This window comes from Paractinoplanes polyasparticus, assembly GCF_019710575.1.
GTDB classification, from domain to species: Bacteria; Actinomycetota; Actinomycetes; order Mycobacteriales; family Micromonosporaceae; genus Actinoplanes; species Actinoplanes polyasparticus.
On the sequence record NZ_JAHWFK010000011.1, the window covers coordinates 49,808 to 67,780 of the forward strand.

The window sequence follows — 17,973 nt, forward strand, 5'->3', positions numbered from 1 at the left end:
CCATGGGACGCTGTGCGGCGTGAAGATCTATGCCGACCGGATCCCCGCCGCCGTACGCCAGCTCCTCACCGACATCCTCGTGGTTCTCTGGGTCTACGCGTGGATCCGGGCCGGACTGTGGGTCAACGACATGGTCGAGAAACTGGCCGTGCCGGGGGCCAAGCTCGAGAGCGCCGGCGGCGGCATCGCCGACAACCTGACCGACGCCGGCAGCAAGGTCGGCGGGGTGCCGCTCGTCGGTGACCAGCTGGTCAAGCCGTTCGAAGGGGCTGCCTCGGCCGCCCGGTCACTCGCCGAGGCCGGACGCCAGCAGCAGGACATCGTCGACACGCTGGCGCTCGTCGTCGCGCTGATCGCCGTGGCCGTTCCGCTGGCGCTGGTGCTGTTCGGCTGGCTTCCGCTGCGGTTGCGCTGGATGCGCCGGGCCGCGGTGGCTTCGGCCGTACGCGATCAGCCCGCCGGACGCGACCTGCTGGCCCTGCGCGCCCTGGCCGGCCAGCCGCTGAACCGCCTGGCCAAGCTCGGCCCGGACATCGCCCAGAGCTGGCGCAACGGCGACGCCGAGGCGGTCGACGCGCTGGCCGAGCTCGAGCTCAGGAGACTCGGTCTGCGGTCTCGCCGGGGGTGACCTTGGTCCGGCTGACCTTCTCGTCCTCCTCCTCGTCCTCGTCGTCGATCCAGTTGCGCCGGAAGAACGGCACAGCGGCCCAGAAGGTGAGGAAGAAGACGGCGGTGATCCCGGTGAAGACGAACGCGATCGTCCGGTCCAGGATGAAGTCGGTGACCAGCAGGACCGCGCTGACCATCGAGACCAGCAGGAAGAACAGGCCGCCGGTGGCCATCGCGTGGGCGTAGCGCACCAGCTCCGGCTTGCGACCCTGCCGGAAGAGCGCCCGGTGGAACGCGACCGGCGCGATGATCATGGCGGTGGCGCCGGCCGCGGCCAGCAGCGCCACCACGTAGACGTCCTTCTGGAACTGCGTGACCTCGGGGAACCGGTTGCTGAAGGGCAGGGTCAGCAGAAAGGCGAACAGGATCTGGATGCCGGTCTGGGCGACCCGCAGCTCCTGCAACAGATCGGCGAAATTACGGTCCCAGCGCTGCTTCGCTGTTTCGTGCTTGCCACGCACCTCGTCTGCCATGACGCTGCGGATTCCCCAAAGTGAACAGGAATCAAACTCCGCCGATCCGACGGAGCGCCGCCTCGGCGAGGGCGGTCGCGGCCTGCTCCGGTACCCAATGGCTGATACCCCTCATAGCAACCATTTCGTAGTCGGACTGGACCCAGTCGCGCGTGCGCAGAGCGGCGGCCAGCGAGACCACACCGTCCTTGTCGCTCCAGACGTAGGTGGTGGGCACCTCGATGAGGCCGGGGCCGTCGGGCGCGTTGCCGGTTGCCGCGCGGTACCAGTTCAGGCCGCCGGTGAGCCGGGCCGGGTCGTCGCGCATCGCCTCGACGTACTTGTCGCCGCGGTGGCCGATCGGCTTGAACATGGCCCGCAGCACGGCGCCGTCGCGGGCCAGCAGCAACCGCTCGGCCGGCCGGGACTGGAAGACCTTGAAGTAGGTCATCCGGGCCCGCTGGGACGCGCGGGTCCGCAGGACCAGGCCCAGCGCCTTGGGGTGCGGCACCGAGACGGCGGTCAGGGTGCGCACCCGATCGGGGTGGGCCGAGGCCAGCCACCAGCCGACGATCGCCCCCCAGTCGTGCCCGATCACGTGGGCCGACTCGATGCCGAGCGCGTCGAGCACGGCCACCGCGTCGGCGGTCGGCTCCCTCAAGTGGTAAGCGCTGACCTCGGCCGGGCGGGCGCCGGGCGAGGTGCCGCGCTGATCCAGGGCGTACGTCCGGAGACCGGCAGCGTGCAACTTCGGCGCGAGCAGATCGAACTCGCGGTGGTCCTGCGGGAAGCCGTGCAGCAGGAGCACCGGGTCGCCGTCGGCCGGCCCGCCCTCGTACACGTCGAAGGTCAGGCCACGCGCCTTGATCTCCATGTGATCACTCCCTCGCTGTTCGCCGCCCCGCTGCGGTGTTACGTTCATCGAAACACAGCACGAAAGCAGTTCCGACAGGGGAGCGCACAGCGCTGAGAGTGCGGGCGACCGCAGACCCTCGCACCTGATCTGGGTAATGCCAGCGCAGGAAGTTCGGTCTTTTCTCCAGCCGCGCCGTGTCCCGGGCCCGCCCCGGGGGACGGCGTGCGTCTCCTCCCGGTACAAACTGGGAGGTTCCAACCATGAACAACCGCTGGCGCACGATAGACATCGTGATCGCCTCGATCATCGCCGTCTCGTTCGGCGTGATCTTCTGGGCGTGGGGTCTGCTCTGGAACGGCCCCGCCGACGCCATCCCGCTGCCCGGCCGGGCCGTGCTCTACGGCGTCTGGCTGGTGCCGGCCGTCCTCGGCGCGCTGATCGTGCGCAAGCCGGGCGCGGCGTTCTACACGCTCTCGCTGGCCTCGCTCGTCTCGGTGGCCATCGGCGTGAGCTGGGGCTGGACGATCGTCGTGCAGGGCCCGCTGGAGGCGCTGGGCGCCGAGCTGATCTTCGCGATCTTCGCCTACAAGGTCTACCGCCTGCCGGTGGCGCTGCTGGCGGGCGCGACGGCCGGGGTGGTGGCCGCGGTCTACGACGCGTTCGTCTGGTACGGCGGCACGTCATGGGCCACCATGCGGATCCCGTACATCCTCATCACCGGGGTGTCGGCTCTGGTCATCGCGGGGCTCGGCAGCGTGCTGCTGACCCGCGCGCTGGCCCAGACCGGCGTTCTCGATCGTTTCCCGGCGGGCCGGTCGCGCGCGCTCGTCTGATTTTCTTCGATTGGCAGATATGAGTGAGGTCGTCCTCCGCGGATTCGGCTGGCGGCATGCCGGCCGGCGCGCCTGGGCTGTCCGCGACGTCGACCTGCACATCGCGCACGGCGAGCGGGTGCTCCTGCTCGGTCCTTCCGGGGCCGGTAAGAGCACCCTGCTCGCGGCGCTGGCCGGCCTGCTCCCGGAAGACTCGGGCGAGGCCGCGGGCACGATCGAGATCGACGGTCTCGATCCGCTCAAGGCCCGCCGGCGCGCAGCCACCGAAGCCTGGTCCTCCGGACGGCACGGAGAACCCGGGCAAGGGGTGGGCATCGTCTTCCAGGATCCGCAGACCCAGCTGGTCATGGCCCGCAGCGGCGACGACGTGGCGTTCGGCCTGGAGAATCGCGGCGTGCCACCGGCCCAGATCTGGCCCCGGGTCAGCGACGCGCTCGACCGGGTCGGCTTTCCCTACCCGATCACCCGGTCGACGGCAGCGCTGTCCGGCGGCGAGGCACAGCGGCTGGCGCTCGCCGGGGTGCTGGCGCTGCGGCCCGGCCTGCTGCTGCTCGACGAGCCGACCGCCAATCTCGACCCGGCCGGCGCCGAGCTGGTGCGCGAGTCGCTCGCCGCGTTGCGGGACCAGACCACGATCCTGGTCGAGCACCGTGTGGCCGAGGCGCTGCCCCTGGTCGACCGGGTGGTCGTGCTCGAGGCGGGCGGCGGGGTGCGGGCCGACGGCGCGCCCGAGATGGTGTTCGCGGCGTACGGCGACCGGCTGGCCGACGAGGGCGTCTGGGTGCCCGGCTTCACGATTCCCCCGCTCAGGTCGGCCACCACGCCCGGACCCGAGCTCGTCCGGGCTTCGCAGGTGGCGGTGAGCCACCGACTCGCGCCGGTGTCGCTGGCCGTGAACGCCGGCGAGGTGCTGGCTGTGACCGGCCCCAACGGCGCCGGGAAGTCGACGTTGGCGCTGACGCTCGGCGGCCTGCTCGCGCCGACCGGCGGCCGGGTGCACGGCTTCGGCGACGACCGGCCGCCGCACCGCTGGCGGGCGGCCACCCTGACCGGACGGATCGGCTCGGTCTTTCAGAACCCGGAGCACCAGTTCGTCACCGCCCGCGTCGCCGACGAGCTGGCCGTCGGCCCGCGGCGGCTGGGCCGGTCGGCGGCCGAGGTGACCCGGATCGTCGACGACCTGCTCGACCGCCTGCGCCTGAGCAAGCTGGCCGGGGCCAACCCGTACACGCTCTCGGGCGGCGAGGCCCGCCGCCTGAGCGTGGCCACCGCGCTGGCCGGCGCGCCCCGCCTGCTGGTGCTCGACGAGCCGACCTTCGGACAGGACAGGCGCACCTGGATCGAGCTGGTCACCCTGCTGGCCACGCTGCGCGACGACGGCCACGGCATCGTCGCGGTCACCCACGACGACGACTTCGTGCAGACCGTGGCCGACCGCACCCATCCCCTGGGCTCCGCCCGCCTGCGCGATCCCCTCCCCCATCGCCGCCCCGGCGGCCGCCCATGACTCTCGCGCTCCAGCCCGTCGCGAACCCCTCGGCCCCGCTGGCCCGCCGCAACCCGGTGGCCAAGCTGGCCGCCGCGCTGCTCTTCTCGCTTCCCCTGATCTCCACCCTCGACCCGCTGACCCCCGCCATCGCGCTCGCCGTCGAACTGGCCGTCGTCCCGCTCTTCGGCCTGCGGTACTCCACCCTCGTCCGGCGGGCCTGGCCGTTGCTGATCGGCGCGTTCGGACTGCTGGTCACGATGGTGCTGTTCGCCGCCGAGCGCGGTGGCTCACTGCTGCTGAACCTGGGCCCGTTCGACGTCACCACCGGCGTGCTGATGGCAGCGCTCGGCCTGATCCTGCGGCTGTTCGCGGTGGCCGTTCCCGGCGTGCTGGTCTTCGCCACCACCGACCCGACCGACCTGGCCGACGCCCTGGTGCAGAACGCGAAGGCGCCGGCCCGGTTCGCCCTGGGCGCGCTGGCCGCGTTCCGCCTGCTGCCGCTGCTCGGCGCCGAATGGCAGATGCTGACGCTGGCCCGCCGGGCCCGCGGCATCGACGCCGGCCGCAATCCGGTGGCCGTGCTGCGACTCTTCGTCTCGACGGCCTTCGCGCTGCTGGTCGGCGCCCTGCGGCGGGGCGGCCGGCTCGCGGTGGCGATGGACGCGCGCGGCTTCGACTCGGGGGTTCCCCGCACGTACGCCCGGAGGCAGGTCTTCCGCCGGGCCGACGCTTTACTCGTGGCCGGCGCGGCGGTGCTGTCGGTCCTGACCCTCGGCACCACGATCGCGCTGGGCCTCTTCCGCCCGATCATCTGACCGCCCCACTCTTGACTTTCGGCAGTAGTGGCGGGCCGGGTGCGTCGATAGCCTGGCCGGATGCGGGGACGGCGGGAGTGGCTGGCCGACGGGCTGCTCGGGGCGGTGCTCATCGCGCCGGTCCTCGTGCACCAGGTGATGTCCGGCGATGTGCTCAGGGTTCTGGCCGCGCTCGCGGTCGCGGCCGTGCTGGTGGCGACCGTGCGGCGGTCGCCGGTGGTGGGTCTGCTGGTGGTGCTGCTGGGCACGCTGGCCGACGGGAACTTCGTGTTCGGCCTGCCGGTGATGAGCTACCTGGCCGGGTTGCGCACGGAACGGATCCGCGTGGTCGCCGCCGCGTTCGCGGTGATCGCGGCCGGCGGGACGGCGCTCAACTTCACCGTGTTCGGCACCAGCCTGGGCGACTGGTTCTTCCTGGCCATGTCCCTGTTGCTGCTCGGCGTCTTCCCGTGGCTGGCCGGGCGCTACCGGGCGCAGCAGACCCGGCTCGTGTCGGCCGGGTGGGAACGCGCGGCCCGCCTCGAGTACGAGCGCCGGCTGGTCGTGCGCGAGGTGCGGCTGCGCGAGCGGGCTCGCATCGCGCAGGAGATGCACGATTCGCTCGGGCACGAGCTGAGCCTGATCGCGCTGCACGCCGGCGCCCTCGAAACCACTCCCGGGCTGGCCGAGAAGCAGAGCGCCACTGCCGGCCGCATCCGCGAGTCGGCCGCCACCGCCACCGACCGGCTGCGCGAGATCATCGGGGTGCTGCGCGACGAGGACGACGCGGCGCCCCTCGAGCCCGCCGGGGAACAGGTCGAGGCGCTGGTCGAGCGGCACCGGGCGACCGGGATGACTGTCCTGTTCACGCGGACGGGCGACCTGCCCCCACCGGTCGCGCCAACCGTCCACCACGTGCTGCGCGAGGCGCTCACCAACGCGAGCCGGCACGCGCCGGGCGCCACCGTACGGGTCCTGGTGGCCGACGACGGCACCCGATCGACCGTCTCGGTGACGAACGAGGCGCCGGCCACACCGCCCGGGCCCGCGGCAACGACCGGCCTGGGCCTGGCCGGGCTGCGGGAACGACTGCGCCTGGCCGGCGGCACCCTGACCGCCGAGCCCACGCCCGACGGGGGCTTCCGCACCACGGCCGTGATTCCGCACGACGCCACACCCGTGCTCGACAACCCGCCCGTGGAGGAGGAGATGCACGATGCCCGGCGTCGCGCGCGCCGCAGCCTGGCCGCCGCGATCCTCACTCCGCTCGTGCTGGCCACGGTCACCGCGATCGGCTACTACCCGTTCGCGGTCGCCGGCTCGGTGCTCGACGAGGCCGCGTTCGACGCGATGAGGACGGGCACACCGCGGGCCGATCTCGTCGACGTCCTGCCGGCCCGCCAGACGCCGGGCGACCGGCCCCGGGGGTGCGAGCTCTACACCGACGGCAACTTCCCGATGGCCGGCGCCACCTACCGGCTGTGCTTCACCGACGGCCGCCTGACCGGCAAGGAACGACTGAGGTGAAGGTGCTGATCGCCGACGACGAGGCGATGATCCGGGCCGGCATCCGCGCGATCCTCGACAACGACGCCGGCATCGAGGTGATCGCCGAGGCCGGGGACGGGATCGAGGCGGTCGACCTGGTGCGGCGGCACCGGCCCGCCGTGGTGCTGCTGGACATCCGGATGCCGCGGCGTGACGGGCTGGCCGCGGCGGCCGAGATCCGGCGGGTCGCGCCCGCCACCGGCGTGCTCATGCTGACCACGTTCGGCGAGGACGAGTACATCGTGCGGGCCATAGCCGCCGGGGCGGCCGGCTTCCTGCTCAAGTCGAGCGACCCGCGCGAGCTGACCGCGGCGATCCGGGCTGTCGCGGCGGGCGCGGCCTACCTCTCGCCGCGGGTGGCCCACCGGGTCATCACCGAGCTGGCCGGCGCACGGCTGGGTGCGGGAGCCGAAGCCCGTTCCAAGGTGGATTCCCTCACCGACCGGGAGCGCGAGGTGCTCGCCCTGATCGGTGAGGGGCTGTCCAATGCGGAGATCGGCCGGCGGCTCTTCCTCGTCGAGGGCACCGTGAAGGCGTACGTCAGCAGCCTGTTGAGCCGGCTCGGCGCGCGCAACCGGGTGCAGGCGGCGATCGTCGCCTACGAGGCCGGGCTGGTCTAGGCGTCGCGGCGATCCAGGACGCGCGCCCCGATCAGGAAAGCCCCGGCCGCCCAGGCTGTCACGATCAGCAGGCCCGCGTACGAGTTCTCGTTGAGGAACCGCTCGCCGGCCACCCCGGGCAGGGCGTCAGCGATCGTGTTGAGCACGGCCAGATCCGGCACCTGGAGCAGCGGTGGCACCACCACGACCAGCATCAGCAGCACCACGAGGGTGATTACCGGCCCACGCAGCGCCGCACCGAGGCCGACCGCGAACACACCGAGCAGAGCCAGGTAGAGGCCCATCTTCGGGGCCGCGGCGCCCATCGAGCTGTCGTCCAGGATCGAGGCGGCGACGAGCGTGCCCACGAAGCCGACGATCGTGCCCGCGACCAGCGTGACCGCGGCGACCACCACGCTCTTGGCCAGCAGCAGCCGGGGCCGCAGCGGGGTCCAGGTGAGGGTGGCCCGGATCGTGCCGGCCGAGTACTCGCCGGTCATCACGATCGACGCCAGGGCGATGAAGGCCAGTTGCGCGAAGCTGAGGCCGAGCGCGGCGATCTCTCCGGCCGAGTTCTCGTCGATGTCGCCGTTATTCGCGTACAGCGCGTACTGCCCGGCGCCCGCGGCCATGAGCACGAGTGCGGCGGTGAGCGCCCACCACACCGTACGGGTGCTCCAGAGCTTGATCCATTCGGCGCCGATCGTGGCTCGTAGCATCGTCATCGGAGCGCGCTCCCCTCGGTCAGCGTGTAGTAGGCGTCCTCCAGCGAGGCGTGCCCGGCCAGGATCTGCTCGAGCGGCGCGTCGGCCAGCAGCCGCCCGTTGCCGATGACGATCAGGTGGTCGGCGGTCACCTGCATCTCGCTGAGCAGGTGGCTCGAGACCAGCACCGTGCGGCCCTCGGCGGCCAGCTCGCGCATCAGGCCCCGGATCCAGCGCACCCCGTCCGGGTCGAGGCCGTTGACCGGCTCGTCGAGGATCAGCACCGGCGGGTCACCGAGCAGCGCGCCCGCGATCCCGAGCCGCTGCCCCATGCCCAGCGAGTACGTGCCGGTCCGCTTGCGGGCTGCTCCGCCCAGTCCGGCCCGGGCCAGCACCTCGTCGACCCGTGCGGCCGGGATGCCGTTGCTGCGCGCCATGGCGAGCAGGTGGTTTCTTCCCGTACGGCCGGGGTGAGCCGCCTTGGCCTCGAGCACGGCCCCGACCTTGCGCAGGGGCCAGGCGTACGAGGAATAGGGTCGCCCGTCGATGAGGGCTCGTCCCGACGTCGGGCGGTCGAGCCCGAGAATCATGCGCAGCGTGGTCGACTTGCCGGCGCCGTTGGGCCCGAGGAATCCGGTGACCAGGCCGGGCCGCACCGCCAGATCGAGCCCGTCGACGGCCAGGGTGGCGCCGTATCTCTTCGTCAGTGTCTCCAGGGTTATCACCATGCGCCGCACGGTAGAACCGCAGGTGCTGCCGCCACCCGACCCGAACGGCAGTCGCGCGTACTGACGAAAGTCATGCTCGATACACGGGCTGTTGATCTACCGCCGCGAATGTGTGCTGGAGTCCGCATGCATCAATCTGTGGGAGATCACCGATATGGGTCACGGCCACGACCATCACCACCACCACGACAACGTGCACGAGGGCAGCGACGTCTCGCCCGCTCTCGACCTGACCATCCCGGACAGCGAACTCTCGCCGTCCGACGTCTCCCGCCGCGGCTTCCTGCGCGGCGCGGGCCTGCTCGGCGCCGGTGCGGCCGCGTCTGTGCTGGCCACCCCCGCCCCGGCTGTGGCCCACGGGCAGGATTCGTCGGGAAAGGGGCTGGTCTGGCTGTCGGGTGACCACCACATCCATACCCAGTACAGCTCGGACGCCCAGTACCGGGTGATCGACCAGGCCCGGCACGGCCGCGCCTTCGGCCTCGACTGGGTCGTCATCACCGACCACGGCAGCGCCACCCACGCCAAGATCGGCGTCGACAAGGTCAACCCGGACATCCGGGCCACCCGCGACGAGCTGCGCGACCTGCTCACGTTCCAGGGTCTGGAGTGGAACATCCCGGGCGCCGAGCACGCGACCGTCTTCGTGACCCCGAGCCGGAACGAGGTCGAGGTCCTCAAGAAGTTCGAGCAGAACTACGACGGCTCGCTGCTGCCCGCCACCAACACCAACGAGCAGAACGAGGCGGCCGCGATCGCCGGCATCAAGTTCCTCGCCTCGCAGGTGAAGGCGCGCAAGGTGGACGGCGCCCTGTTCTTCGCCAACCACCCGGCCCGCCGCGGGATCGACTCGCCGCACGAGATCCGCAACTGGCGCGACGCCGACCCGACCGTCGCCGTCGGCTTCGAGGGCGCCCCCGGCCACCAGGCCGCCGGCATCCCCGCCCCGAACGGCCGCGGCGGCGCGCGCGGCTACTACGACAACAACCCGTCGGCCGCCTCGTTCCCGGGCTACCCGCTCGAGAGCTACCGCACCTGGGGTGGCTTCGACTGGATGACCGCCACCGTCGGCGGCCTGTGGGACAGCCTGCTCGCCGAGGGCAAGGCGTGGTGGATCACCGTCAACTCGGACTCGCACGTCAACTATCTGGACCAGTCGGACCGGGGACCGGGCAGCAACTTCGAGGTCAACGGCAAGTACAACGACCCCGTCTACACCGGTAAGACGCTGAGCACTGCGGGCGACTTCTGGCCCGGCTTCTACGGCCGCACCACGGTCGGCGCCACGTCGTGGGGCTACAAGCAGGTCATGGACGGCCTGCGCGCGGGCCGGGTCTGGGTCGACCACGGCCGGCTGATCAAGGGGGTGGACGCGCGCGTCCGCGTGGCCGGCGACCGCCGCTCGGCCACCGGCACCGGGCTCGGCGGCGCGCTGCACGTCAAGCGCGGCACCACCACCGAGATCACCCTCGACATCGACCTGCAGGACGTGCCCAACTGGGCGCAGTTCGTCCCGGTGCTCAAGCGCGTCGACCTCATCGTCGGCACGGTCACCGGCCCGGTCACCGACAAGGACGCCTACACCGCCCCCGACACCAAGGTGGTCAAGTCGTTCGAGGTGTCCAAGACCTCGGGCCGGGTGTCGATCACGTACTCGTTCGGCCGCCTCGACAAGCCGTTCTACGTGCGGGTGCGCGGCACCGACGGCAACCGCACCCAGCCCGGCCTGATGGGTGCGGGCGTCGACCCGTACGGACCGAAGCTCGACGTCATCGGCGACGCCGACCCGTGGGGCGACCTGTGGTTCTACACCAACCCGATCTGGGTCCTGCCCAGGTGACCCTGTACCGCTCGGTTGCCGGCCCCTCGGTTCTCGGCGTTTCGCTCGGGCACCGGGAGGTCGGCGCGGCCGATCACTGGATCCTCTCGCTCGACCCGGCGCCGTCGCTGGCGTGCACGCACCTGGTCCGGACGCCGTTCCCCCACGTGGCGATCAGCCTGGTCGGCGCGTCCGCTTCGACGCCGACCGAATTTCAAGCGGCTGCCGATGGGGCCGCGACCGGGACGTTCGGCCGCGCGGTCGTCTTCCCCGGGTCGCCGGACCTGACCGGCACCCTGACCGTCGGCGAGGTGCTGTCCCGCAGCGCGATCGACCGGGTCGAGGTGCTGGGCTCCGGGGCCGCCGACGAGGCTCTGAAGCTCGACACGCGCGACTTCGTCCGGCCCCAGTTCCGCGGGGACGACCTCGTTCTGGTGACCATGCCGGCCGCGGGCGGACTGCTGGTGCCGTTCGAAACGCGGGACCCCACCCCCTGCTGTGCCGACCACGCCTAGCCGATTCTCTACGCTGGGCCGGTGCCTCGTAACTCGCTGCAGTCCAAGCTGGCCGACCCGCAGCGCGGGGTGATGCTGTTCAGCATCACCCCGCCGCGCCGCAACACCGCTCCCGAGCGGGTCAAAGAAATCGCCGAGATCACCGTGCGCCGGCTGTCCGGCCTGGACCTCGACGGCCTGATCCTCTACGACATCGACGACGAGTCCGACCGCGTCGCCGGGGAACGCCCGTTCCCGTACCTGCCGACCCTCGACCCGGCGTCGTACTACGCCGACCACCTCGGCGACTGGGACCGGCCCACGGTGATCTACCGCTGCGTCGGCAAGTACACCGAGGACGAGCTGCGCGGCTGGCTGACGACGGCCGATACCACCCGCACGCTGAGCGTCTTCGTCGGCGCCTCCTCCGGGGGCAAGCCCGTGCAGACGTCGCTGCGGCGGGCCCAGCAACTGCACGCCGAGGTGCGCCCCCAGTTGCCGCTGGGAGCCGTCGTGATCGGCGACCGCCACACCCGCCACGGCGACGAGCACCTGCGCATGCTGACCAAGCAGGAGCGCGGCTGCACGTACTTCGTCTCCCAGGTCGTGTACGACCTCAACGAGACGAAGAACCTGGTCTCCGACTACTTCTACGCCTGTCGCGAGGCCGGCATCACCCCGCGTCCGCTCATCTTCACGCTGTCGCTCTGCGGCTCGGCCAAGACGCTCGAGTTCCTGGGCTGGCTGGGCGTGCAGGTCCCGCCGTGGCTGGCCACCGAGCTGCTCGAGTCCTCCGACCCCCTGGCCACCTCCCGCCGCGAGGCCCTGGCCATCGCCGAGGACCTGAAGGCCTTCTGCGAACGGCTCGGCATGCCCTACGGCTTCAACGTCGAGAGCGTCTCCATCCGCAAGGCCGAGATCGAGGCCTCCACCGAGCTGGCCCGCGAGATCGCCACCCTGCTCCGCGGCTGACCTCAGCCCAGGCGGGCCAGATCCTCAGCGGTGAGACGCACGGCGCCGGCGGCGATGTTGTCCAGCAGATGCTGTTCGTCACCGGTGCCGGGGATGGCCAGGACGTCAGCGCCCTGATGGGGTGTCCAGGCCAGACGGATCTGATGCTCGGTGACGTGGTGGGCGGCGGCGATTTCGCGTACGGCGTTGTCCGTGCCCGCGGTTGGGCCGTCCTCGCGGCCGGGGCCGGCGATGGCGAAGAACGGCACGAAGGCTGTGCCGCGCTCGGCCGGCTCCGCCGGCAGGGCCGCGTCGCGCTTGAGGTCGACGGCGAAGCTGTTCTGGACGCAGACGATCGGAGCGACGGCGGCGGCCTCGTCGATCTGGGCCAGGGTGGCGTTCGAGATGCCCAGGTGGCGGATCAGGCCCTCGCCGCGCAGGGCGGCCAGCGCCTCGAAGCGCGGGGCCACGGGCGCGGTGCGGCTGATGTGGTTGACGCCCAGTTCGACCGCCCGGCGCAGGACACGGATCGCGACGCTGCGGTCGGGGTTCGCGGTGAGCCGCATCGAGCCGAACCCCATGCGGTTGACGACCTGATCGCCGAGCTGCCAGGTGCCGGCGGCGTGTGCAGTGATCACCGCGGCAACGCTAGGGCGGCGTCGCCCCGAAGGCACTCCGCCGTCCACTCGATACCGTTTTGTACACACCTTTGCTAGCTTGTTAAGCACGGAATGATGCGTACGTGCCGAAGGTTGTCGCGGTCATGACGACGATCGGAATCATCGGTAGCGGGAACATCGGCGGCACGGTGGCGCGGCTCGCAGTGGCGGGCGGTTACGACGTGGTGGTGAGCAACTCCCGCGGTCCCGAAACCCTCAAGGACTTCACCGACGAGCTCGGCCCCAAGGCTCGCGCAGCGACTGCGGCCGAGGCTGCGGCGGCCGGCGACATCGTGGTGGTGAGCGTGCCGTTCAAGGCATTCCCGCAGCTGCCGGTGGCTGAGCTGGCCGGCAAGGTCGTGCTCGACACGAACAACTACTACCCGCAGCGCGACGGCGCCTTCGAGGCGCTCGACAAGGGCGAGAAGACCAGCGCCCAGCTCGAGCAGGAGGCGCTGGGCTCGGCGCGCGTGGTGAAGGTGTTCAACAACATCTACTCGGGCCACCTGGCCTCGCTGCCCCGCCCGTCGGGCTCGACCGACCGCTCGGCCCTGCCCATCGCGGGCGACGACGCGGCCGCGAAGCAGACGGCCACCGAGTTCCTCGACGCCATCGGCTACGACGCGGTCGACGCGGGGACGCTGGCCGACAGCTGGCGCCAGGAGCCGGGTACTCCGGTCTATGGCCCGCCCTACGGCACGTACGAAGTAGAGGCCGGCACTCCCGCGGGCGCCGACCAGATTCGTCAGGCCCTGGCCGAAGCCAAGCGCTGACCCGTCAGGAGATCGAGCCGGGCTCCGCGAGCCATTGCACGCGCTGCCCGGTCACCTCCGACACACACTCGAACCCTTTGTCGTAGTGCAGCAGCACCATCTCGTGCTCCTCAGCCGTGGCTGCCACCAGCAGGTCGAGGGGACCGACCGCTCGGTGACGGCCCTGATCGGCCAGGTGTTGCTGCACTTCTTCTGCCCGCTCGAAGGCTCGGTCGGGCATGACCACCCATCGGTACGACTCCCGCAAGTTGGCGATCATCTCTTCACGGTGTTCTCGCGACTTGGCGCTGAAGAGAATTTCCAACTCACTGAGAGGGCAGACGACCAGCGTGCCGCGCCTGACCTTGTGATCCCAGGCGGCGCGAACGCCAGGATTCGTCGTCAGTCGCACGTGGGCGCTTGTGTCGACCAGGTAACTCGCCTGGCTCATATGCGGTAGTTCCTCTTGTCGAGCAGGATGTCGAAATCGCCCGCATCCCCCATCTTGCCGAGCCGCTCGAACGCCTCCCCGCGCCGCTGCTGGTCAGCCGCGTCCTGAACCGCGGCTGCGACCGTCTCCTCGTGCGTCTCCGTGCCGAACATCCGGGCGGCGAAAGCCAGCACCTCGCGGTCGATCTCGACCTCGATTTTGATCTTGGTCGCGCTCATCAACGTCTCCATTCGGCCACCTCCTCTCATCGTAGCGCCTAGACGACCAACGCCTAGTTACTATACGACTAGGCTAGTCGCGGGACCAGTAGGATGCAACATAGGTACAGCGGAAATCCTTCGCGGGAGCGCGATCCGATTCTCTACGCATCCAGGCCTGCCGAAACCTGTCGCCAGCTGCGTGAAGATGCTGTGAGAGCGCTCTCGGAAGCGAGCCGCCCATCGACGGGATTTGCTCGCCGAGTTGCCCCAAAGCCGGTTGGAGCTGCGACTATGTGGGCGTGCTGGTTGCTTTCTCTGTGACGCCGCTCGGCGTCGGTGACTCCGTCGGTGATCTCGTGGCCGAGGCGGTGCGCGTGGTGCGCGCCTCCGGGCTGCCCAACCGCACCGACGCGATGTTCACCACGATCGAGGGCGAATGGGACGAGGTGATGGCCGTCGTCAAACAGGCCGTCGACGCGGTGGCCGCGCACGCGCCGCGGGTCAGCGTGTCCCTCAAGGCGGACGTGCGCCCCGGCGTCACCGGGGCCCTGGACGCCAAGGTGGAACACATCGAACGGGCGTTGCGCGAATGAGGCGCCTGATCATGTGGGACATCGACCACACGCTCCTGCGCGGCGGCGGGGTCACGACGATGGCCTGGCAGACTGCCTTCACCGCCGTCACCGGGGTGGCTTGGCGCGAGACACCGAACTTCGGCGGGCGCACCGACACCGACGTCTGCGCCGAGGTCTTCGCGACGCACGGGGTCACCGACTGCACGCCCGAGAAGTTCTTTCCGCGGTACGTGGCCGAGGTGCACCGGGTCAAGCATCTGTTCGCCGAGCAGGGAACCCTGATGCCCGGCGTGCGGGCGGTGCTGGCTCGCCTGGGCGACGACCCCGGCGTGGTGCAGACGCTGGTCACCGGCAACGTGCCCGAGGTGGCGGCGGCCAAGGTCGCCGCCTTCGACCTCAGCGCCTCGTTCGACGCCGAGGTCGGCGGCTACGGCACCGACGACAGCGTGCGCGCCACCCTGGTCCGCCGCAGCCTGGAACGCGCCGAGGCCAAGTACGGCGAGCCCTTCCGGCCCGTCGTCATCGGCGACACCGTCCACGACGTGACCGCGGCCCTGGCCAACGGCGCCTACGCCGTCGCCGTGGCCACCGGCCGAACCAAGATGGCCGACCTGGCCCTGGCCGGCGCCCACGCGGTGCTGCCCGATCTCTCCGATGTGGACGCCGCCGTCAGCGTCCTCCTGGCCGAGGCCGACCCGCTCGACCAGCCCCTGACCCACTGACCACGCCACGTGGGCGCGGCCGGCGTTGCTCGGCACGGTTCTGCGCCGCGAATGGCCGGCGGCCTTTTCACCTGGACCGGCTCGGGTGCCGCCATGTGTCATCGGTCCTGCGACCGACCCCGACTGAGGTCCCTGCGCCTCAAGATCTGAATATGCTCGCCGCTGAGCATCCTTCGCCGAACCCGGCACCCGCCCTTCAGCACGATCCTCGAACACCCGGCAACCCCTTGATGACCTCAGGTGTTGCAACGACGCCTTGAACTCAAACTCCCACGGGACCCCGCAGTCCATGGTCCCGAAATCGGGCAACACCGCCGGTGGCCTGTGGACAGTTTCGGCGGGCGTGACGTGACGGTGTGTCCAGCTCGGGCGCCGACCCGGGCCGCCGTCAGGGCAGGCGCAGCTCGGGTGGGAAACCTGTCCAGCGCAGCTCGGGTGGCAGGTGGGTCACGTCGTTGAAGACCAGGGGCGACACCGGGACGCCGGGGGTCGCACTCCAGCGCAGCACGGTCACGCCGGTGTTGGCCGAGTTGAGCGCGGACCACCGGGCGGCCGGCGCGTCGAGGACGGCGCGCACGAACCAGCCGACCTGAAACATGTGGGTGATGCACAGCTCGTCGGCTGGCGGGTCGGCGAAGCGCGCCACCATCGCCTCGGCCGCCGCGGGGTCTTCGGTGGGGTCGGAGTCGGTCAGCTCTTCGGCCGCCACGACCGGCACCCCGGGTAGCGCCGCGGCCACGATCGACGCGGTCTGAACCGCACGAGGGAGCGGGCTGTGGCTGATGCGCGTGATTCCCGCACCGGTCAGCCGCTTGCCGAGCAGCTCGGCCTGACGCCGCCCGATCGCGGACAGCTCCATGCCACCGGGCGCCGCCTCAGCATGCCGCGCCAGCCAGAGCCGGCTCACCGGTCACCGCCGGCGAAACCGCAGCCAGCACCCGCGAAACTGCAGTCAGCGCGTGCAAAGCCGCAGTCAGCGCGTGCAAAACCGCAGCTAGCGCCCCCACAAGCGCAGACACCGGCCGGGCGACGACAGCGGACCATCAGGTCGGGCTGACCGGGTTGGGGACGGCGCCGCCGAAGCGGCGGTCGCGGCTGGCGTACAGCTCGCACGCGTACCACAGGTGGCGGCGGTCGAAGTCGGGCCAGAGGGTGTCGAGGAAGACCAGCTCGGCGTAGGCCGACTGCCAGAGGAGGAAGTTCGACGTACGCTGCTCGCCCGAGGGCCGCAGGAAGAGATCAACCTCGGGCACCTCGGGGTGGTAGAGGTATTTGGCGATCGTCTTCTCATTGATCTTGGATGGGTCGAGCTTGCCCGCGGCGACGTCGCGCGCGATCGCGGCCGTGGCGTCGGCGATCTCGGCCTGGCCGCCGTAGTTGACGCAGAACTGCAGGGTGAGCTTCTTGTTCTTCTGGCTCATCTGCTCGGCCGTCTCGAGCTCGGAGATCACGCTCTTCCACAGCCGGCCCCGGCGGCCCGACCACACGACCCGTACGCCCAGGTCGACCAGCTGGTCGCGGCGGCGGCGGATGACGTCGCGGTTGAAACCCATGAGAAAGCGCACCTCTTCGGGCGACCGCTTCCAGTTCTCGGTCGAGAACGCGTACGCCGAAAGGTAGGGGATGCCCAGCTCGATGGCGCCCTCGATGGTGTCGAACAGCGAGTGTTCGCCCTGCTCGTGGCCCTTGGTGCGGGACAGGCCGCGCTCCTTGGCCCAGCGGCCGTTGCCGTCCATCACGAGCGCCACGTGCTTGGGCAGCGCCGCCTTGGGCAGCTCGGGCGGCTTCACCCCGGAGATGTGCGGGGTGGGTGGACGCGGCGTCATGGGTTCTCCCGTCGATCGACCAGCGGAAGCGAGCGCAACGCCCGCTCCATGTGCCATTGCAGGTGGGCGGCGACCAGGCCGCTGCACTCGCGGCGCACCGGGGCCTCGGACGCGTCGGCCACCACCCAGTCGCCGATGGTCAGCGCGTTCATCAGGCCGATCGTCGCGGGACTGGGGTGGGCCGCGCCCGGCGGGCGGCAGTCGGGGCAGACCGCGCCGCCGGCCGGCACCGAGAAGGCGGCATGTTGCCCCGCGGTGCCGCAGACCGCGCACTCGATGATCGCCGGCGCCCAGCCGGCCACCGCCATGCCGCGCAGCAGGTACGCGTCGAGCACCAGGCTGCCGGCGTGCTCGCCCTTGGCCAGTGCCTTGAGCGCGCCCAGGGTGAGCTGGAACAGTCGCAACGAGGGCTCGCGCTCGACCGGGGTGAGGCGCTCGGCCGTCTCGGCGATGGCGCTGGCCGCCGTGTAGCGCGGATAGTCGCCCAGGAAGTCTTTTCCGTAGAGCGCCACCGCCTCGACCTGGCTCACCGAGTGCAGGCTGCTGCCGACGCCCTCGGGCGAGCCGGCGAGCTGCAGATCGATGTGGCCGAACGGCTCGAGCCGGGCGCCGAAGCGCGAGGTGGTGCGGCGTACGCCCCGGGCCACCGCCCGCAGCCGGCCGTGGCGCCGGGTGAGCAGGGTGATGATGCGGTCGCTCTCGCCCAGCTTCTGCACACGCAGTACCACCGCGTCGTCGCGGTAGAGATGGCGGCGGTATCCGGCGGTCGGCACCCCAACATTCTGCCCCCTGGGTGCGACCGACCCTGACCCGGATCTCAGGGTCATCTAGGGGGCCGGTCAGTGACAGGAC

The 17,973-nt window shown here is 71.0% G+C and carries 21 protein-coding genes, 1 pseudogene and 1 riboswitch; of the genes and pseudogenes, 12 read left to right on the forward strand and 10 right to left on the reverse strand.

Going from position 1 to position 17,973, the window contains the following annotated elements; all coding sequences use genetic code 11:
- The first annotated feature begins 19 nt into the window (after nt 1-19).
- A complete protein-coding gene (locus KXC43_RS14110; RefSeq protein WP_221376502.1) occupies nt 20-628 on the forward strand; it encodes a hypothetical protein in 609 nt (202 codons plus the stop codon).
- Here the strand turns inward: KXC43_RS14110 and KXC43_RS14115 are convergent.
- On the reverse strand, nt 594-1,142 hold the full coding sequence (locus tag KXC43_RS14115) for a DUF6328 family protein (protein WP_221376503.1): 549 nt from the start codon (nt 1,140-1,142) through the stop codon (nt 594-596). The two genes, KXC43_RS14110 and KXC43_RS14115, sit on opposite strands and share 35 nt — an antisense overlap.
- 31 nt (nt 1,143-1,173) lie before the next feature.
- Nucleotides 1,174-1,995 carry an alpha/beta fold hydrolase gene (locus KXC43_RS14120; RefSeq protein ID WP_221376504.1) on the reverse strand — a complete coding sequence of 274 codons (822 nt, stop codon included), beginning with the start codon at nt 1,993-1,995 and terminating at the stop codon, nt 1,174-1,176.
- Nucleotides 1,996-2,061: 66 nt separating this feature from the next.
- Nucleotides 2,062-2,164: riboswitch (TPP riboswitch) on the forward strand.
- Nucleotides 2,165-2,237: 73 nt separating this feature from the next.
- Here KXC43_RS14120 and KXC43_RS14125 point away from each other — a divergent pair.
- From KXC43_RS14125 to KXC43_RS14145, 5 genes are read left to right on the forward strand one after another with little or no spacing between them, the layout of a single operon-like run.
- Nucleotides 2,238-2,810, forward strand: coding sequence for an ECF transporter S component (locus tag KXC43_RS14125; RefSeq protein WP_221376505.1), 573 nt, complete (start codon nt 2,238-2,240; stop codon nt 2,808-2,810).
- Nucleotides 2,811-2,829: 19 nt separating this feature from the next.
- Entirely contained in the window at nt 2,830-4,317 is a 1,488-nt protein-coding gene (locus tag KXC43_RS14130; RefSeq protein ID WP_221376506.1) for an ABC transporter ATP-binding protein, read from the forward strand.
- Nucleotides 4,314-5,114, forward strand: a complete 801-nt coding sequence (locus tag KXC43_RS14135) for an energy-coupling factor transporter transmembrane component T family protein (protein ID WP_221376507.1) — start codon at nt 4,314-4,316, stop codon at nt 5,112-5,114. Before KXC43_RS14130 ends, KXC43_RS14135 begins: the two co-directional genes overlap by 4 nt.
- A gap of 60 nt (nt 5,115-5,174) precedes the next feature.
- The gene (locus tag KXC43_RS14140) at nt 5,175-6,620 is read left to right on the forward strand and encodes a sensor histidine kinase (RefSeq protein ID WP_221376508.1); all 1,446 of its coding nucleotides are present in this window, start codon (nt 5,175-5,177) and stop codon (nt 6,618-6,620) included.
- Nucleotides 6,617-7,261 carry a response regulator transcription factor gene (locus KXC43_RS14145; RefSeq protein WP_308129077.1) on the forward strand — a complete coding sequence of 215 codons (645 nt, stop codon included), beginning with the start codon at nt 6,617-6,619 and terminating at the stop codon, nt 7,259-7,261. Before KXC43_RS14140 ends, KXC43_RS14145 begins: the two co-directional genes overlap by 4 nt.
- On the opposite strand, the gene KXC43_RS14150 is transcribed toward KXC43_RS14145, so the two are convergent.
- Both KXC43_RS14150 and KXC43_RS14155 read right to left on the reverse strand, forming a co-directional pair.
- Nucleotides 7,258-7,965 carry an ABC transporter permease gene (locus KXC43_RS14150; RefSeq protein WP_221376509.1) on the reverse strand — a complete coding sequence of 236 codons (708 nt, stop codon included), beginning with the start codon at nt 7,963-7,965 and terminating at the stop codon, nt 7,258-7,260. The genes KXC43_RS14145 and KXC43_RS14150 overlap by 4 nt on opposite strands.
- A 56-nt stretch (nt 7,966-8,021) precedes the next feature.
- Nucleotides 8,022-8,669, reverse strand: a pseudogene (locus KXC43_RS14155) (ABC transporter ATP-binding protein); the annotation flags it as partial.
- Nucleotides 8,670-8,763: 94 nt separating this feature from the next.
- Between KXC43_RS14155 and KXC43_RS14160 the strand changes: the two are divergent.
- The 3 genes from KXC43_RS14160 to KXC43_RS14170 are packed head-to-tail and all read left to right on the forward strand — an operon-like array spanning nt 8,764 to nt 11,957.
- Nucleotides 8,764-10,512 carry a CehA/McbA family metallohydrolase domain-containing protein gene (locus KXC43_RS14160; protein WP_255644065.1) on the forward strand — a complete coding sequence of 583 codons (1,749 nt, stop codon included), beginning with the start codon at nt 8,764-8,766 and terminating at the stop codon, nt 10,510-10,512.
- Nucleotides 10,509-11,006 carry a hypothetical protein gene (locus tag KXC43_RS14165; RefSeq protein WP_221376510.1) on the forward strand — a complete coding sequence of 166 codons (498 nt, stop codon included), beginning with the start codon at nt 10,509-10,511 and terminating at the stop codon, nt 11,004-11,006. Before KXC43_RS14160 ends, KXC43_RS14165 begins: the two co-directional genes overlap by 4 nt.
- Before the next feature lie 21 nt (nt 11,007-11,027).
- Nucleotides 11,028-11,957 carry a methylenetetrahydrofolate reductase gene (locus KXC43_RS14170; protein ID WP_308129078.1) on the forward strand — a complete coding sequence of 310 codons (930 nt, stop codon included), beginning with the start codon at nt 11,028-11,030 and terminating at the stop codon, nt 11,955-11,957.
- Between the two features lie 2 nt (nt 11,958-11,959).
- Here the strand turns inward: KXC43_RS14170 and KXC43_RS14175 are convergent, their stop codons facing one another.
- On the reverse strand, nt 11,960-12,574 hold the full coding sequence (locus KXC43_RS14175; RefSeq protein ID WP_308129079.1) for an aldo/keto reductase: 615 nt from the start codon (nt 12,572-12,574) through the stop codon (nt 11,960-11,962).
- 125 nt (nt 12,575-12,699) lie between these two features.
- Here KXC43_RS14175 and KXC43_RS14180 point away from each other — a divergent pair, with 125 nt between their 5' ends.
- A complete protein-coding gene (locus KXC43_RS14180; protein ID WP_221376511.1) occupies nt 12,700-13,368 on the forward strand; it encodes an NADPH-dependent F420 reductase in 669 nt (222 codons plus the stop codon).
- Nucleotides 13,369-13,372: 4 nt separating this feature from the next.
- Here the strand turns inward: KXC43_RS14180 and KXC43_RS14185 are convergent, their stop codons facing one another.
- The gene (locus tag KXC43_RS14185) at nt 13,373-13,798 is read right to left on the reverse strand and encodes a PIN domain nuclease (RefSeq protein WP_221376512.1); all 426 of its coding nucleotides are present in this window, start codon (nt 13,796-13,798) and stop codon (nt 13,373-13,375) included.
- Nucleotides 13,795-14,016 carry a DUF2191 domain-containing protein gene (locus KXC43_RS14190; protein WP_221376513.1) on the reverse strand — a complete coding sequence of 74 codons (222 nt, stop codon included), beginning with the start codon at nt 14,014-14,016 and terminating at the stop codon, nt 13,795-13,797. The genes KXC43_RS14185 and KXC43_RS14190 overlap by 4 nt, the downstream gene beginning before the upstream one ends.
- Nucleotides 14,017-14,291: 275 nt before the next feature.
- Between KXC43_RS14190 and KXC43_RS14195 the strand changes: the two genes are divergently transcribed.
- The gene (locus KXC43_RS14195; protein ID WP_251800321.1) at nt 14,292-14,591 is read left to right on the forward strand and encodes an MTH1187 family thiamine-binding protein; all 300 of its coding nucleotides are present in this window, start codon (nt 14,292-14,294) and stop codon (nt 14,589-14,591) included.
- A complete protein-coding gene (locus tag KXC43_RS14200; protein WP_255644066.1) occupies nt 14,588-15,295 on the forward strand; it encodes an HAD family hydrolase in 708 nt (235 codons plus the stop codon). Before KXC43_RS14195 ends, KXC43_RS14200 begins: the two co-directional genes overlap by 4 nt.
- A gap of 388 nt (nt 15,296-15,683) precedes the next feature.
- Here KXC43_RS14200 and KXC43_RS14205 read toward each other — a convergent pair whose 3' ends face one another.
- The 3 genes from KXC43_RS14205 to recO form a co-directional block, all read right to left on the reverse strand.
- Nucleotides 15,684-16,202, reverse strand: coding sequence for a histidine phosphatase family protein (locus tag KXC43_RS14205; RefSeq protein WP_221376515.1), 519 nt, complete (start codon nt 16,200-16,202; stop codon nt 15,684-15,686).
- A 136-nt stretch (nt 16,203-16,338) separates the two neighbouring features.
- Nucleotides 16,339-17,121 (reverse strand): isoprenyl transferase, encoded by a 783-nt coding sequence (locus KXC43_RS14210; protein ID WP_221376516.1) that lies wholly within the window; start codon nt 17,119-17,121, stop codon nt 16,339-16,341.
- A complete protein-coding gene (recO, locus tag KXC43_RS14215; protein WP_221376517.1) occupies nt 17,118-17,894 on the reverse strand; it encodes a DNA repair protein RecO in 777 nt (258 codons plus the stop codon). The genes KXC43_RS14210 and recO overlap by 4 nt, the downstream gene beginning before the upstream one ends.
- Nucleotides 17,895-17,973: the final 79 nt, after the last annotated feature.

Excerpts from the sequence above, each read along its gene's own strand:
- KXC43_RS14130 (WP_221376506.1), top strand. The coding sequence starts at position 2,830 with ATGAGTGAGGTCGTCCTCCGCGGATTCGGCTGGCGGCATGCCGGCCGG.
- KXC43_RS14200 (WP_255644066.1), top strand. The coding sequence starts at position 14,588 with ATGAGGCGCCTGATCATGTGGGACATCGACCACACGCTCCTGCGCGGC.
- KXC43_RS14135 (WP_221376507.1), top strand. The coding sequence starts at position 4,314 with ATGACTCTCGCGCTCCAGCCCGTCGCGAACCCCTCGGCCCCGCTGGCC.
- KXC43_RS14140 (WP_221376508.1), top strand. The coding sequence starts at position 5,175 with ATGCGGGGACGGCGGGAGTGGCTGGCCGACGGGCTGCTCGGGGCGGTG.
- KXC43_RS14190 (WP_221376513.1), bottom strand. The coding sequence starts at position 14,016 with ATGAGCGCGACCAAGATCAAAATCGAGGTCGAGATCGACCGCGAGGTG.
- KXC43_RS14115 (WP_221376503.1), bottom strand. The coding sequence starts at position 1,142 with ATGGCAGACGAGGTGCGTGGCAAGCACGAAACAGCGAAGCAGCGCTGG.
- KXC43_RS14185 (WP_221376512.1), bottom strand. The coding sequence starts at position 13,798 with ATGAGCCAGGCGAGTTACCTGGTCGACACAAGCGCCCACGTGCGACTG.
- KXC43_RS14180 (WP_221376511.1), top strand. The coding sequence starts at position 12,700 with ATGACGACGATCGGAATCATCGGTAGCGGGAACATCGGCGGCACGGTG.
- KXC43_RS14150 (WP_221376509.1), bottom strand. The coding sequence starts at position 7,965 with ATGACGATGCTACGAGCCACGATCGGCGCCGAATGGATCAAGCTCTGG.
- KXC43_RS14120 (WP_221376504.1), bottom strand. The coding sequence starts at position 1,995 with ATGGAGATCAAGGCGCGTGGCCTGACCTTCGACGTGTACGAGGGCGGG.
- KXC43_RS14125 (WP_221376505.1), top strand. The coding sequence starts at position 2,238 with ATGAACAACCGCTGGCGCACGATAGACATCGTGATCGCCTCGATCATC.
- KXC43_RS14210 (WP_221376516.1), bottom strand. The coding sequence starts at position 17,121 with ATGACGCCGCGTCCACCCACCCCGCACATCTCCGGGGTGAAGCCGCCC.